Consider the following 13,204-nt stretch of genomic DNA (forward strand, 5'->3'; position numbering starts at 1 on the left):
GGTCAGCGAGTATTGCGCCTGCGCCGTCTAGCGTAAAGCGCCCAGCCCTCGCCGGGTCTGCTGGCGCTCAGCGATGGCGCAGCAAGGCATGCTCGCGGGCCATGGTCAGCACCGGCCCAATGCGCCCTGCCCGGATCAGCTCGCTACAGTGTTTGCCGACAAATTCCACCCTGGGGGCGGTGAACCATTGCACTACCCGGTCCAACTGCCCTGCGTTGATCGACCACGCATGACAGACCGCCTCGCCGAGTTCCTCGACCCCGACCAGACCAATCTGGCGAATCTGATCGGCGTCGAGCTTGAACATTTCCAGCACCTTGCCGGCGTTGTCCGGCGTCCCAAACGCACTCGTCTGATCCGCAGGCCCGGTGCGGTGGGCAATCGAAGCGACGCGCGCAGACTCGGCGCGACGCATGCCTTTCATCAACGCACCAACCAGTTGGGAGTGAGTAGTCGTCATGGTGTCCGCTCAATGATGCAGCCACTATGGTCGTCATGCGACGCGTTCTCAATCAGGAGGTTCCTGACCCTGCAGAAGAAAAAGCCGAAGTTGTGGAGCACTTTTTCCAACCATGGCGAGCCTGCAATCGATGTCATTGGCAACACACATTGAAACGATAGAGAACAGGCTGGGATCATCCGCATCGCGCGAAACCTGCGACATGGATCGAAAACATCTAATTGGGGTGCACCGAGCCGATCGCCAAAGATCTTGAAATCAGGCTGGATACGCCATCGTGCTGACAGAGACCGTGCCTGCAGCTGCAATGCGCCTCACCCACCACTGAATCAAAAATGCGGCGAATCGGCCTGACGAAAGCCGCAACATCACGCTTCATTGTTGCAACGAATCACCGCACTAAGGAACCTCCGAACAACGCTTCAATGCGCATTCGACCAACAACCGAGACCACCGTGACTACGCGGAAGTGGTTGCTTGTCAGCAGGGGTGAGCGCTTGGATCCAGCGAAGTTTCATTTCACTCGCAACGCCGCAAGTTGTTCACACCTTCCCTAACGACTGTTCCACATCCTTCAACATGCGCCCGTAAGAGGCCCGCTCTGCCGCACTGAGAAAACCTTGCTCGCGCACAAGCTTGGGGACATCCACAGCAATTTTCGACAGATACGCCATCAGTTTTTGCGCACGTACGGGCGTCATCGATTTGCTCTTGCGCGCATCCGCAATCGCGCTGCGCAAAGTCTCCACCCGCTCGGCAAAATACAGTTGCTGCGCTTGATTGACGCGCCAATGGTCATCGGCCGGCCCAGCTTCGAGGCCGCTGCCACGCACCGATTGAATGAAGGCCTGATCGGCGGTCAGTGACCCCGTCAAGGCAGCGGCGCGCTTGTCCTGCAGAAGCGATGGATCCACTTCCACCGCGCATCCTGTGACGTGGGCCAGCTCCTGCAAACGCTCGTCGAGCCGCTGCGCAGGCAGCGAGACAGCAAACGGCCCGGGCTGGCAGGCCGCAAACACCGGCCCCGCACAAATGATGGCACCCAATGCAACGATGATCGAAGGCAAACGATTGCGTGCGACAGACATGACAGCATCCGGACTACACGGACATCCGTGCGCTGCGAACGCTAGACCGACGACCCCGAACGGCACTGAAATCGGCGGAAGACGGCGCTCTTATCGCCAACGCGTCCGCGTCAAGACATCGCAGTAGCGTCAAGCGCCTATCTGGCGATCTCCATCAGCATGTACTGAAATGCAACGACGCCGCAGGCCAGCGCTGCCGCAATTAAACCGAACCACAGACATCGCCGCGGCCCGCGCGACGCCCACAACAAACATGCACAGCGACAATGCAAGCATCACCGCAAACTTCACGACGTATGCCGAGGATGGCAAGCACACTGCCAGCGGCAGCCCCACGGCCACACTTGCCATTGCGCACTGTTCGACAACCATCAACGTGCGACCCGAGGCATGCCTACCGAGCATCAATGCCACCAGGGAAAACGCGACAAACCAGACCGCGATGGCCGTTTGACCTGCTATCACATCCAATGAAGGTGCAAACACGCTCAAATGCCTGCCTGCGGTCAGAACTGCGCAACGGCAGTCGATGCAGCGAGACATCGCTTGATATTGCCGGGCAAACGCGCAGCTTGGCGAAGACAGGAAGATGACGCGGCAGCACGGCAGCTTGGCCGTCTCAATGCACCCAAGCCGTTGCGGCCTTGGAGCGGGCGAAGGGAACAGAATCCTCCCACGCCAACCAATTGATTTTCCTAACTTATCCCGGAGTGGGGTGATCCAAAAATGATACCCCGCGTGATACCCGATCATAGCTAAGCGAACGGCAGCGCTTCAAGTCGCTGTGCCTGCGAACCCTAGACTGCTTGGGGGCCGAATTGGCTCCGGCGGGATAGTGGCCGTATGGCCTCCCCGCCCGCGAGGCGCCCTCCTTCAGCAACGCAGAGCCCACAATTTTTCCGGCTGCTTGGGAGAGCAACCGCGGCCCAAATATCAGAATTGGACATACTAGAAATGAAATCTTCGACCGTATTCAAATTTGTGAAATGAGCACATAAGCGAGCTCTTGCGCAGTTGCGAATTGTTGGTTGGATGAGGACTTCCCCACACGCAGGAGTCTTCATGACCACCAACCCACAACAACTCGAAATCGCTGGCCAACTGCTCGCCGGGCTGATGAGCCAAACGCTCTCTGACGAGCCGCTGGTGCGCCAACGGAATGTTTGCAACGCCTGGGCGTCCGCTGGCGAGTTGATCGTCTACAGCCAGAAGAAGCCGCCAGGTGGGGGCATCGCCGCCCAATCCTTGGAGCATGCCCTTCCGAATCCCTCCCAACCGATGCGCACACGGGAGGCCGTCATCGTTCGAGAGCTCCCCTCGATAGACGAATGGCGCGCGGGCCGTAAGCCCAAGGAGGCCCAGCTGGATCCAGTGCGCAGCAAGAAGCGCCCAACGCTTCACTGAACCCTACACGGGGCGCGGGTGATGTAATCTTGACAACACCATTGGTTGTTGTCAGGATTACAACATGAGCAGCAAGAGTCAGGTGCTGACAGATCGCCGCGTCAAGTTGGGTGAAGATGCTTTTGCTGAAATACGTATTGTGCTTGTGCCCAAGCCCGTGCGCGGTAGTGCCCACAACTACAAATACGGTTTGGCTTACGTGGTCGCTGGGATATGTGTGTTGCGTTACGACAACGAAGCTGGCAAAGGCGACCATAAGCACATAGGCACGGTGGAAATGCCTTACAACTTCACCACCCTGGATCAATTAACCGATGATTTTTGGGCCGATGTGGCCCTACTGTGAGGACAACATGGAAAAGAACATTCTGACCATTGGGGTCGCCACCATAGAGGAAGTGAAAGCGCAGATGAAAGCTGCAGCGCGCGGAAAAGGCGACGCCGTGCCGCACTTCACTTTCACGAGCGGCGAAGATCTTCTGCGAACATTGAATGCCAACCGCTGGAGTCTGCTCGAAGCTCTTGCCGGCAACGGCCCGCTAGGCGTGCGAGAACTGGCTCGGCGGGTAGACCGCGACGTGAAGGGCGTCCACACCGACGCGACTGCATTGGTGGACTGCGGCCTGATCAACAAAACCGAGGCCGGCGCTCTTCACTTACCCTATGACGGCGTGCACGTTAAGTTCGAAATGCGCACGGAAGCGGAAGCTGAGGCAGCATAGTTTAGGTGGTGCCATCGTCTGACCATTCAGCACCATCTCCAAAAGAGCCCCGCATTGCGGGGCTCTTTTGGTTTCAGTGGAAGCGCGGCGGTTTGGGAACGTAGACGGGCGCGGGAAGTGCGGCGCTGGCTGGGCTTGGACGCGGCTCATCCGGTTTGCTCGCCAAGTCCAGCTGGAGGGGATACCGCTGGAGCATGTCCCGGCTACAAGCCTCCAGATGCACCGCACTGGCCGAGGCTTCTTTCTCGCAGAGGGCTTGTTCCTCCGGGGACACCCGAGCCCTTGCATCGGCCAGCTCTGCGGTTCGGGCTTCGAGGGTGCTCAACCGACGCCCGCGCCGCTGCTTCCAGTCCCCCTGCGTCCATGAAGTCCCCGGCTCGGGATTGTTCGCCAAAAAGTCGTGCCACGCGTTCTCGGCCATGTGGTGCAGCTTCTCCGCTCGGCGCACCGCCAGTAGCCGCCGGGCGAACTTCATGACAGCAGCCTTGAAGCGCCCCAGCCGACGGAGCAACTCGTTGAGGTCCGGGCGCAGCCGGGCCTCCTCGGCGAAGGCAGTCACGCGCTCCCTGATCCACTGCATCAAGGCCAGGGTTGCTTGGAGCGTCTGAGCCAAGCGGGAATCCGCTTGAACAGCGACTCCCCACTCGTCGCTGGCCTCCTCAACGAGCTCCGCGACCGAACGTGGCGCGCGCGACGGCGTGGCCTCCTCGCGACGTCCCCCCAATTTTGAGTAGCACCTCAGTTTGGAGTCCAATTCCCTATCCCGAGGAGATTGGATGTGAAGAAGCGTTTTTCCGAAGAGCAGATCATTGGCTTCCTGCGCGAGGCTGAAGCGGGCGTGGCCATCAAGGACCTTTGCCGGCGGCATGGCTTCAGCGAGGCCTCCTATTACCTGTGGCGCAGCAAGTTCGGCGGGATGAGCGTGCCCGATGCCAAGCGGCTCAAGGACCTTGAGGCCGAGAACACGCGACTGAAGAAGTTGCTGGCCGAGCAGTTGTTCGAGAACGACCTGATCAAGGATGCGTTGCGAAAAAAGTGGTGAGCGCACCGGCGCGTCGTGCGCTGGTGTGCGAGTGGATCGGGCGTGGTGCCAGCGAGCGTCGTGCCTTGGCGGCGATCGGCATGAGCGCCAGCGCGCTGCGCTATTGCCCACGCCAAGACCGCAACGGCGAACTGCGCGAGCGCATTCTTGCGTTGGCGCATCGCCATCGCCGCTACGGTGCGGGGATGATCTATCTCAAGCTGCGACAGGAAGGACGCCTGGTGAACTACAAGCGCGTGGAGCGGTTGTATCGCGAGCAGCAGCTACAAGTCCGTCGCCGCAAGCGGAAAAAAGTACCGGTGGGCGAGCGTCAGCCGTTATTGCGGCCATCCCAGGCCAATCAAGTGTGGTCGATGGACTTCGTCTTCGACCGCACCGCCGAAGGCCGGGCGATCAAGTGTCTGGTGATCGTGGACGACGCGACACACGAAGCAGTGACCATCGAGGTGGAGCGTTCAATCTCGGGCCATGGTGTGACGCGTGTGCTGGACCGGCTGGCAGAGAGTCGCGGCCTGCCGCAGGTGATCCGCACCGACAACGGCAAGGAGTTTTGCGGTAAGGCCATGGCCGTCTGGGCGCATGCCCGTGGCGTGCAGTTGCGGCTCATCCAGCCAGGCAAACCGAACCAGAACGCCTACGTCGAATCCTTCAACGGCCGGCTACGCGACGAATGCCTCAACGAACACTGGTTCCCAACACTGCTGCATGCGCGCACCGAGATCGAACGCTGGCGACGCGAATACAACGAGGACCGACCCAAGAAAGCAATTGGCGGCATGACGCCGTCCGCTTATGCCCAACATCTGGCAAACACCGATATCATCAACCCCGGACTCTAAACCCGATCGCTACTCAGGGCGGGGGGACGTCGCTAAATCACCACTGGGTGATTCGTCTCTACCTAGGTGGCGGCGTATGCATGCTTGCGTCCATCGCTCTTTTCCTACGATCACCAGGCTCTTTTCCTTCAGACGTGGCCTTCTATGCCAGTTGCTCGCTGTTAGCTATCGCTTTCTTAGGAGACACTTACGCGTGGGTAATGCCCAAACTGGCCCATCCTCTGATGAAGATTTCAGTCACGGTATTTGGAGCAATAGCACTCGCAGCAGCAACAGGGGTCGGCAGAGTCGTAGTCAATGAGGCAACCAGCCAGCAGGCGTCCCTTTTCCCAACCTCGAGTGCATTGCTCAGCCTGCTCTCCATTGTGCCCGTGACAGCAACCCTGATGACCGTCCTTGGCGCCATCCCTGCCTTTCTTGCCATGGGATGGGGTCTACTGAAGCTTTCCAGATCCGAAGCCACCAATGGTCACTTAGATGTAATCGTTACCCTGATCAGGGGGCTCTCTGCATTTGTGGTTTTATTTGGAGCATCTGCCCTATCGAATAGCCAATCTGTCGTCTACCCAGCTATGCGATGGGTTGCCGCTTACAGTGCTTTCTTCCTTGATTTACAGCAGGACGCGGCATGCGCTCCACTGGAAGGCGACAAAGTAGCTCGCGTCAACGACAACTTGGTGCTTGTCGGCCGACTTACCGAAGCCGGGCCACAATTTGCTCGAAAAGCTTGTGCCCTTGCCCCTGAAGCTACAGTTTTGCGCGCCCAAGCTCCCCAACGCTGGTCACCGGCACCGCAATCCGCCAAACCAGATCCTGGGGCTAATTCAGATGTTTCCATACCTCAATCGACTCAGCTGCAAACGGAGCTAAAAAACTGAAGTCTTTAAGCTGGGTCGCATCTTGGTGGATACAGACTTTTCGCTCGAGCTCCCTTGTTAGATGCGAGCGTGGATAGGCTCCAAACCTCGGACTCCGAACACGGGCCCATCACAGTATGATGCAGTCAACGCCCAAGGACGACTACTGCTGCGCCATGACTGCACTGGCCTCATATCGAATGAGTAGCGAGAAAATATGAAAAGACCGGAAGAGGCCAAACGTGACTTACGACCAGCTTGCCAAGATTGCTGCTTCTTTTGGACTGCGAGATTCCATCATCCATATTTGGGCATACAGCTTACATGTCAGTTATGGATACAACCTTCCATTTGAGTATTCGCACTCCAGGCAAGGTTTTCACAATCAAATGAAGCCAAGCGTCCATGAATTCTACCTGGACCTCTACCTCAGAGAGGTGCTTATTCACGCAGGGGCTTCGGAAGGCGCGCGCCGCTCGCTACGGGACTGGAATGACCTTGGAACACTCCACAACGCCATTCGCAGCTACAGCGATTTCAAAGCGAAGTGTAACTTAGACATCTGGACCACAATGCACCGTATCGGGCATCAACAGTTGCCTCACTTCGATCGCTTTGGATCCTCATATCTTGGACGCTACTGGTCTCTCTACAAGCGTGGTCGCCTCTCCGAAGTCCTTTACAACGCATTGGGCCTAACATCCGAAGATTACTTTCTGTTCGCCGGAGCCACCCAAGCGCTTTTCATGAGCAACTATGAAGTCCCATTGTTGTCACAGCTGACCGCACTCGACTTGGACGTCGCGGCAGTGACAGCAAGGGTAGCTGCGATCACTGCCACGCCCAAGCTGTTGCGTAACCGCTGCCTACTGGATGCGCGGCATGACTCGTCGTGGGACTACACCCCTAATCCTGTAGCGGTGAAACCCCTAATCCTACTGCGACCCGACGCCCCGACTAGGCTGTCCTGTCCACGCCCGTCACTCCTGGGAAAGCGACTACTCGCAGGACTTTTTTATGACCTTGCGAACGCTGACGGCTTTGCCCAAGCCTACGGAGATGCATTCGAGGATTTGGTGGGCGACTGCCTTGGTCACCTCACAGGTGCAACGACTGCCGAGCGCCCCGCCCCCTACACCGTTGCCGGTTCCCAGCGACACGGTAGCGACTGGATTCTCCGAGACGCGGCCACCACAGTCTTCATGGAATGCAAGACAATGAGGATGCCCATCTCGGCACAGCTTTCGGCTAGCCCTGGCGAGCTGGAGCACGGCCTGAGGCGCCTAGCGCAAGCCGTAGTCCAGAACTATCGAAATATCATCGACGTAACGTCAGGCCGCGCAGAAATTAAACTGCCCGATGGGCCTATCTATTCCCTGATTGTCACCCTTGAAGACTGGATCCTATTTGGTCAGAAGGCAGTAGATGCCCTTACCAGCCTCGTGGAGCAAGAGCTATGCGAGCGCGGGATGGATGCGCGCATCCCGCAACGTTACCCATTTGCCATTGTCGGATGCGCCGCATTGCCACGTGTGGTCGACTCAATCAGTGAGCATGGGCTACATATCTTCACGGACAAAGCCTCTCAGCGCTTCAAAGGCTACTTTTTTCCGCAGTTTTTGAGCGAGGCCAACCTATTCAGCGAGGGGCCGGCGGCCGCAATGTTTGACGGCGAATGGAAGGATTTGATGGAGCGCCTCAGAATCCGATTCCCGGTGAAATCGGGTCAATAATCTAACAACTGTGGAACATCGCTTCTATAGCACCTACTTTCGATGCACCCATTTCTCTTCGTTAGAAATTATCACTAATCAGAACCAATCGACCCTTCCAAATGCTCTAATTCCTCATGTTGCGCTATCGAAGAACTATCCAAAAACACATCCGGCATGGGCTCAGGATAGTCGTCATAACCTCTCCTGATCACAAACTTTGAATAGAACCAGTCACGCAGCCCACAAGGTGGAACACGTTTCCCCGCCTCTATCATCCACTCTTTCCTATCATCTACCCCAGCCATATTTAAATCCTAATTTCCTAACAAGATAAATTTAAAAATTTTTTCCATGGAGATAGGCTATCAGAGTATTCCAAGAATGGCTATCAGGCCTCATATCAAACTCCATCATTCGCTCGAAGCCAAACTCATCCCACAAATCAGGATCTTGCCTAACAACATCTGAAACTTTTTTACATCCCTTGAATTTTTGTGCCCTCATTTCTTCACGAAAAAGCGGCGCGTCGAAACCCAATCTTGGGCACACTCTATAGCCCCAATACCCGGATTTTGGTTGGGCATGACGAAAGCGATCATATCCCCCCGCAGCGAATAGCCTGACTGACTTAATGCCGACTCGGAAAGCCGTGAGAAGCGAGAGCGATATCGCGACGGTGCCAATAAGTTGCCTCGAAAAATTCTCATCAAACTTCAGGTGATCCATGTATAGAGACTTACCAAAAAGGTCAAAAGGACTATCCTTAAATATACCGACCCGAACATCTTTAGTCGTTAAACCGCGAACAGAACTAATCACATAAACTCCCAATGGAGCCTCTAGAGATTTTCTTTGCCCGTAGCGCCTTGACCACGTCTTTGTATATTCATAAGCACAAGCATTATTGAAGACCATAAAGAGCCTACAGAGGTCAATAGGATTCAAATTGAATGCCCCGACCTTTCTGTGCTTAGCAAGCCCATTTCCTAGAAATGAAACGTTGTGCGCACTCAGATACTGACCTGTAATCTCATGAGATGAAATGGAAGCATACAATCCACTCAGACGGTCTTGGTAATAGCGCAATTGCGACCCGGAAATTTCTGAAGGCCCGAATCTAGAAAAAATCTCTTCACCGATACCCATCGCCATCCCTCTTAATGGTTGTGATTTTCGAGGACATCCCTTACGACACGGCGGAACCCACTTTCAATATTGATCTATGTTCCAGGTCCCGGAAAAAAAGCTTCTATCCGATTGGAGCGCGCCTTCCAGTAGGCATCAACAAGCTCATCATTCATAGGGCCTTTCATCTGCGCAAATTGATTTCAAATTCATCCGGCTTATATGTGGGAATCAATACAGGCGGAATAAATTTGGCAAGCGTCGCCACCCGGTCCGGCAAGCTCCGCCGATCAATATAGAACCTCTCGAGCACGGTCTGTCCACTCCCATGGCCCGTGAGCGCCCCAATCGCCGAAGCCGACACCCCCGCCTCGTCGAGCTTTGAAGCAATGGTATGGCGGAACCCGTGGAACCCCTGGCCCTTCTCCAACACTCCTTGCCGCTTGATGTAGACGGAGAACTGGCGGCTCAGCTGCGCCCATAACCCAGCCCGGTCGAGTTGGGTAGGTCTGGGAACAACCGCTCAACCCCAGCTTGCCGGGCCTCTTTAACGTAATCTAGGAATCCGCAATCGATCACCGGCTGAGCCAGCGGAATGAACCGCCGGCTGTGCTTGTTCTTGATGCTCTGCTTCTTCCCGATCTTGCGGACAAAGAAGCCAGGCACCCCGTCGATGGTGTCGATGTCCTCCAGCCGAAGCTGCGCGATCTCGTTGACACGGGCGCCCGAGTAGAGGCCCAAGATCGGCCCAAACCAGCGATGCGGATACTTCGAAGCCCACTTCGGAAACTCGACCGGGTCGAAGATGGCCTTCAACTCGGCATCCGTAAAAGGCGAGCCCGTATCTTCCGAATCCGGCGTGGAAATCGCCCGGATGCCTGCCAGCGGGTTCACCGCCAGATGCTTGCCTTCGACCAGCGACACCAGGAAGACGCTCAACCGCTGCCGGTGCTTAGCCATCGTCCACGCCGCCGGCTCTGGCTCCTGGTTCTTCTTCGCCAGCTTGATGACGTCAGGCACCGACAGGTCCCGATAGGCCGGCCGCTTGGTCGCATTCGACGGCCAATACCGCACGCCCTCAAAGAAGGCCCGCACGTGATCCTGGGACAGCGACGCGACGGGCACGTCCTTGCCGATGATCCCGGCAAACAGGCGCAGCGTGTGGCGGCTTTCGAGCACAGTCTTCTGATGCAAGCGCGCCCCGGCCAGGTCCCTCAAATGATCGGCCATTGCCTTCGACAGCATCAACCCGCCCGCAGACTTGCCTGTCCTGGGCTCATCCGCGTCCCAGTTAATCTTCGGACGTTTGGGCATCTTTGGGGTGACGATGCTGGAGGATCCGTCTGCTCCAGCTCTGGCCATCAGGTCGCTAAACAACACCGCATCCGCGGGCGTGTCCAGCTGGGCTTGGGCGATGCGAGTGCCGTTGGGCAGCTTCACATCGTGCAGTGTCAACTCGTAGATCTCTCCATCCCGAAACTTCTTCAGCAGCTCGTCCACGTCCACGGCAATCCCTTTCCGCATGGCATCGAATGCAATCGATAGTGCCATCCCCATCGTAGCCGCCGCCAGCCTGGCGTGGTCACCGCGACGGTTTCCCAGCGATCGGACAAGGTAACGCGAGCCGATGGAGGCTCGAAGATCGGTGGGAACAAAGAAGCGCGCATACAGGCCTGCCGAGCGCGCAATCATCAGAGGCTTGGGCAAGATTGATACCTCGATTGATACCTCAGGGGGCATCGCTCGGAATCATCAATCGGCCTGAATATCCAACTCAATCAAACAGTTACGGACTGAGTAGAAGCTCTGGAGCGGGCGAAGGGAATCGAACCCTCGTCAGTAGCTTGGGAAGCTACAGCTCTACCATTGAGCTACGCCCGCGCGGCGTGGGGAGAGTTTAGGCGGGTGCAGGTGTCGGGCGCAATGCGCAGACGTGACGAGGGCCGGTTGCCCGGCCCTCGTGTCTTACATAAGTGCTACCCAGCCAGTCGGCGCGATCAGAAATTGCCGCTGAAGTTCACAAACAAGGTGGCGTCGCGGGCGCTGCGCTGAGCAGTGGTGGTGCTCAGGCCCACGTTGCTCTGCAGGCCCCACAGGCCGGTACGCGCGCCCAGCACCACGGTGGCGTAATTGCGGTCGAAGTTCTGGCCCGGCACGGTGTACATGCCCACTTCCGGCATCGACTGCAGCCAGGCGCTGGCTTCGCCGCCGTCCTTGAACTCGTGGTCGTAGGTCGCCTGCACGTACGGCTTGACCGCCGCACCGTCCAGACGCACCTGGAAGCCGATGCGGCCGACCAGCGAGTCGATGTCCTGGTCGGCATATCCCAGCGCGGTGGAGCTCTCGTTGCTTTCGGTGTAGCCGTCGAGCTTGAGCTTCTGCCAGGTCAGGCCGACCACCGGGCCGTACTTGACGTTGCCTTCGCCCAGCGAATAGCCGGCGTTGACGGCGGCGGTGAGGTTGCTGCCGTCCGGCGAGCCGCTGTGCACGCGGGTGGCCGGCCCGAGCTGGACTTCGCGGTCCACGTCGTAGCTCAGCCAGCTGTAGCTGAGCTGCGCGTTGACCCACACCGGGCCGGTGTACCAGCCGAAGAAGCCGCCCAGGGTGGTGTCGTCCTGCTTGAAGCTGCCGTTACGGTTGCCGAAGTCGGCGTCCATGCGGCCAAAGCCGGCAAAGCCGCCGAACACCAGGTCGCCAGCGCTCCAATCCACGCCGAACAGGCCGGCCGGCGCCATGCCGTCGTACAGATCGGCGTGGTCGTAGCGCTGCATGTCGCCACGCACGCTACCCCACCAGCGCAGACCATCGGCGTCCGGCTTGCCGTCCAGATGCCAGGCCACCTGGTCGGCACGCGCGCGGCCACCGGCCTGCGCCGAATGGGTCAGCACCTGCTGCAGACGCGGCGCTTCCAGCAGCGAGATCGCGTACTGGCCCAGGATCTTATGGACCGCAGTAGTCGGGTGGATGCCGTCGGCGAACACATAGGTGTTTTGCGCGTTGGCCGCGACCAGGCTGGTCGGGTTGCATGCTGGCAGCGGCACGGCCGGGTTGCAGGCGGTGTTGGTGACGTTGGTAAAGCCGAAGGTGCCCGGTGCGGCGACGATTTCCTGCACCATGTGGAAGGTGTCGACCGGGATCACACGCAGACCGGCCGACTGCAGGCCGTTGAACAGCGCGGTGTTGTAAGCGGTCGCAGCGCCAGTGCCCTGGGCCATTGCGACGGCGCCGCCAGCGCGGAAGCGCGGGGTGATACCGACGTCCGGAATGGTCGGCACCATGACGTAACGCGCGCCGGCATTCTGCAAGGTCGCCACGGCGCCGACCTGAGCGGTCACCGCGCTGCCGATGATGGCCTGCGCCTGTGCCGGCGCGGCGGCTGCGGCGAGCAGATCGTTGGCGCCGCCCCACACGGTGTAGAGCGCATTCGGGTTGGCGCGGCCGCCGTTGGCGGTGAGGTAGGTGTTGATCTGACTGGTCACCGACGGGGCGGCGCCGAGCGCGCTGACCGAGCTGGCCTGGATGCGCGCGCCGCCGGCAGCGTAGTTGTCGCCGGTCTGGCCATTGCCGTTGGGCGCAGCATTAGTGCCGAAGTGGTCGCCGACATATTCGGCCCACACCCAACCCGGGTTGGTGGTGAACTTGCCTGTGACTGCGCGCGAGGCGGCCGGCAGCAGCGGGTTGTAGTAGCCGCTGTCGGTGAGGCTGTCGCCGAAGAAGACGGTCTGGTCGAAGGCCGACTCGGCCATGGCCGGGGTGGCCGCGATAGCGATGGCAACGGCCATCAGGGAGCGGATCGGGCGAAGTGTTGAAGCCATGGGAGTGCCTGCTTGAAAGTGGATGGGACCGGACCTGGCTGCATACGTACGCCGGCGAATGGCAATGGTTTCACCCTCGCCGCCCGCGCTCACGCTGCACCGCCGCATAACGCAAAACGCGCGTCCTGACGGCGCGC

Annotated in this window: 11 protein-coding genes, 1 tRNA gene and 2 pseudogenes; 7 read left to right on the forward strand and 7 right to left on the reverse strand. The window is 58.5% G+C overall.

What is annotated here, in order from left to right; translation table 11 throughout:
- Positions 1–67: 67 nt before the first annotated feature.
- A complete protein-coding gene (locus ACCQ06_RS17215; protein ID WP_316688076.1) occupies positions 68–460 on the reverse strand; it encodes a hypothetical protein in 393 nt (130 codons plus the stop codon).
- A gap of 542 nt (positions 461–1,002) precedes the next feature.
- The gene (locus tag ACCQ06_RS17220) at positions 1,003–1,548 is read right to left on the reverse strand and encodes a hypothetical protein (RefSeq protein WP_104617557.1); all 546 of its coding nucleotides are present in this window, start codon (positions 1,546–1,548) and stop codon (positions 1,003–1,005) included.
- A 169-nt stretch (positions 1,549–1,717) separates the two neighbouring features.
- Here ACCQ06_RS17220 and ACCQ06_RS17225 point away from each other — a divergent pair, with 169 nt between their 5' ends.
- The 4 genes from ACCQ06_RS17225 to ACCQ06_RS17240 all read left to right on the forward strand — a co-directional run bounded on the left by ACCQ06_RS17225 (position 1,718) and on the right by ACCQ06_RS17240 (position 3,674).
- Positions 1,718–2,002: a hypothetical protein gene (locus ACCQ06_RS17225; RefSeq protein WP_316688080.1), complete on the forward strand. Its 285-nt coding sequence runs from the start codon at positions 1,718–1,720 to the stop codon at positions 2,000–2,002.
- A 608-nt stretch (positions 2,003–2,610) separates the two neighbouring features.
- Positions 2,611–2,952 (forward strand): hypothetical protein, encoded by a 342-nt coding sequence (locus tag ACCQ06_RS17230; protein WP_316688082.1) that lies wholly within the window; start codon positions 2,611–2,613, stop codon positions 2,950–2,952.
- 64 nt (positions 2,953–3,016) lie between these two features.
- A complete protein-coding gene (locus tag ACCQ06_RS17235; RefSeq protein ID WP_228325566.1) occupies positions 3,017–3,298 on the forward strand; it encodes a toxin-antitoxin system TumE family protein in 282 nt (93 codons plus the stop codon).
- A gap of 7 nt (positions 3,299–3,305) precedes the next feature.
- Positions 3,306–3,674, forward strand: a complete 369-nt coding sequence (locus ACCQ06_RS17240) for an HVO_A0114 family putative DNA-binding protein (protein ID WP_316688084.1) — start codon at positions 3,306–3,308, stop codon at positions 3,672–3,674.
- Between the two features lie 73 nt (positions 3,675–3,747).
- On the opposite strand, the pseudogene ACCQ06_RS17245 reads toward ACCQ06_RS17240, so the two are convergent.
- A pseudogene (locus tag ACCQ06_RS17245) lies at positions 3,748–4,392 on the reverse strand (hypothetical protein); the annotation flags it as partial.
- A 60-nt stretch (positions 4,393–4,452) separates the two neighbouring features.
- On the opposite strand from ACCQ06_RS17245, the gene ACCQ06_RS17250 reads away from it, so the two are divergent.
- The 3 genes from ACCQ06_RS17250 to ACCQ06_RS17260 all read left to right on the forward strand — a co-directional run bounded on the left by ACCQ06_RS17250 (position 4,453) and on the right by ACCQ06_RS17260 (position 8,145).
- Positions 4,453–5,555 (forward strand): IS3 family transposase gene (locus ACCQ06_RS17250; protein WP_316688085.1). Its coding sequence is split into 2 segments (ribosomal slippage): positions 4,453–4,711 and positions 4,711–5,555, totalling 1,104 coding nucleotides; the frame shifts between segments, so codons are not numbered across the junction.
- 200 nt (positions 5,556–5,755) lie between these two features.
- Positions 5,756–6,433: a hypothetical protein gene (locus ACCQ06_RS17255; RefSeq protein ID WP_316688086.1), complete on the forward strand. Its 678-nt coding sequence runs from the start codon at positions 5,756–5,758 to the stop codon at positions 6,431–6,433.
- Between the two features lie 221 nt (positions 6,434–6,654).
- A complete protein-coding gene (locus ACCQ06_RS17260; RefSeq protein ID WP_316688088.1) occupies positions 6,655–8,145 on the forward strand; it encodes a hypothetical protein in 1,491 nt (496 codons plus the stop codon).
- Between the two features lie 318 nt (positions 8,146–8,463).
- Here the strand turns inward: ACCQ06_RS17260 and ACCQ06_RS17265 are convergent, their stop codons facing one another.
- The 4 genes and pseudogenes from ACCQ06_RS17265 to ACCQ06_RS17280 all read right to left on the reverse strand — a co-directional run bounded on the left by ACCQ06_RS17265 (position 8,464) and on the right by ACCQ06_RS17280 (position 13,034).
- Positions 8,464–9,273: a hypothetical protein gene (locus tag ACCQ06_RS17265; protein WP_316688091.1), complete on the reverse strand. Its 810-nt coding sequence runs from the start codon at positions 9,271–9,273 to the stop codon at positions 8,464–8,466.
- Positions 9,274–9,436: 163 nt separating this feature from the next.
- Positions 9,437–10,992, reverse strand: a pseudogene (locus tag ACCQ06_RS17270) (tyrosine-type recombinase/integrase).
- A 67-nt stretch (positions 10,993–11,059) separates the two neighbouring features.
- A tRNA-Gly gene (locus ACCQ06_RS17275) sits at positions 11,060–11,133 on the reverse strand.
- A gap of 116 nt (positions 11,134–11,249) precedes the next feature.
- Entirely contained in the window at positions 11,250–13,034 is a 1,785-nt protein-coding gene (locus tag ACCQ06_RS17280) for an autotransporter outer membrane beta-barrel domain-containing protein (protein WP_316692647.1), read from the reverse strand.
- Positions 13,035–13,204: the final 170 nt, after the last annotated feature.

The sequence above is a fragment of the Xanthomonas sp. NCPPB 4467 genome (genome assembly GCF_041475665.2).
GTDB lineage: Bacteria > Pseudomonadota > Gammaproteobacteria > Xanthomonadales > Xanthomonadaceae > Xanthomonas > Xanthomonas dyei.

What these genes read in the sequence shown, in the direction of transcription:
- ACCQ06_RS17215 (WP_316688076.1), bottom strand. Translation starts at nt 460, where the DNA reads ATGACGACTACTCACTCCCAACTGGTTGGTGCGTTGATGAAAGGCATG.
- ACCQ06_RS17220 (WP_104617557.1), bottom strand. Translation starts at nt 1,548, where the DNA reads ATGTCTGTCGCACGCAATCGTTTGCCTTCGATCATCGTTGCATTGGGT.
- ACCQ06_RS17225 (WP_316688080.1), top strand. Translation starts at nt 1,718, where the DNA reads ATGCAACGACGCCGCAGGCCAGCGCTGCCGCAATTAAACCGAACCACA.
- ACCQ06_RS17230 (WP_316688082.1), top strand. Translation starts at nt 2,611, where the DNA reads ATGACCACCAACCCACAACAACTCGAAATCGCTGGCCAACTGCTCGCC.
- ACCQ06_RS17235 (WP_228325566.1), top strand. Translation starts at nt 3,017, where the DNA reads ATGAGCAGCAAGAGTCAGGTGCTGACAGATCGCCGCGTCAAGTTGGGT.
- ACCQ06_RS17240 (WP_316688084.1), top strand. Translation starts at nt 3,306, where the DNA reads ATGGAAAAGAACATTCTGACCATTGGGGTCGCCACCATAGAGGAAGTG.
- ACCQ06_RS17255 (WP_316688086.1), top strand. Translation starts at nt 5,756, where the DNA reads ATGCCCAAACTGGCCCATCCTCTGATGAAGATTTCAGTCACGGTATTT.
- ACCQ06_RS17265 (WP_316688091.1), bottom strand. Translation starts at nt 9,273, where the DNA reads ATGGGTATCGGTGAAGAGATTTTTTCTAGATTCGGGCCTTCAGAAATT.
- ACCQ06_RS17280 (WP_316692647.1), bottom strand. Translation starts at nt 13,034, where the DNA reads ATGGCCGTTGCCATCGCTATCGCGGCCACCCCGGCCATGGCCGAGTCG.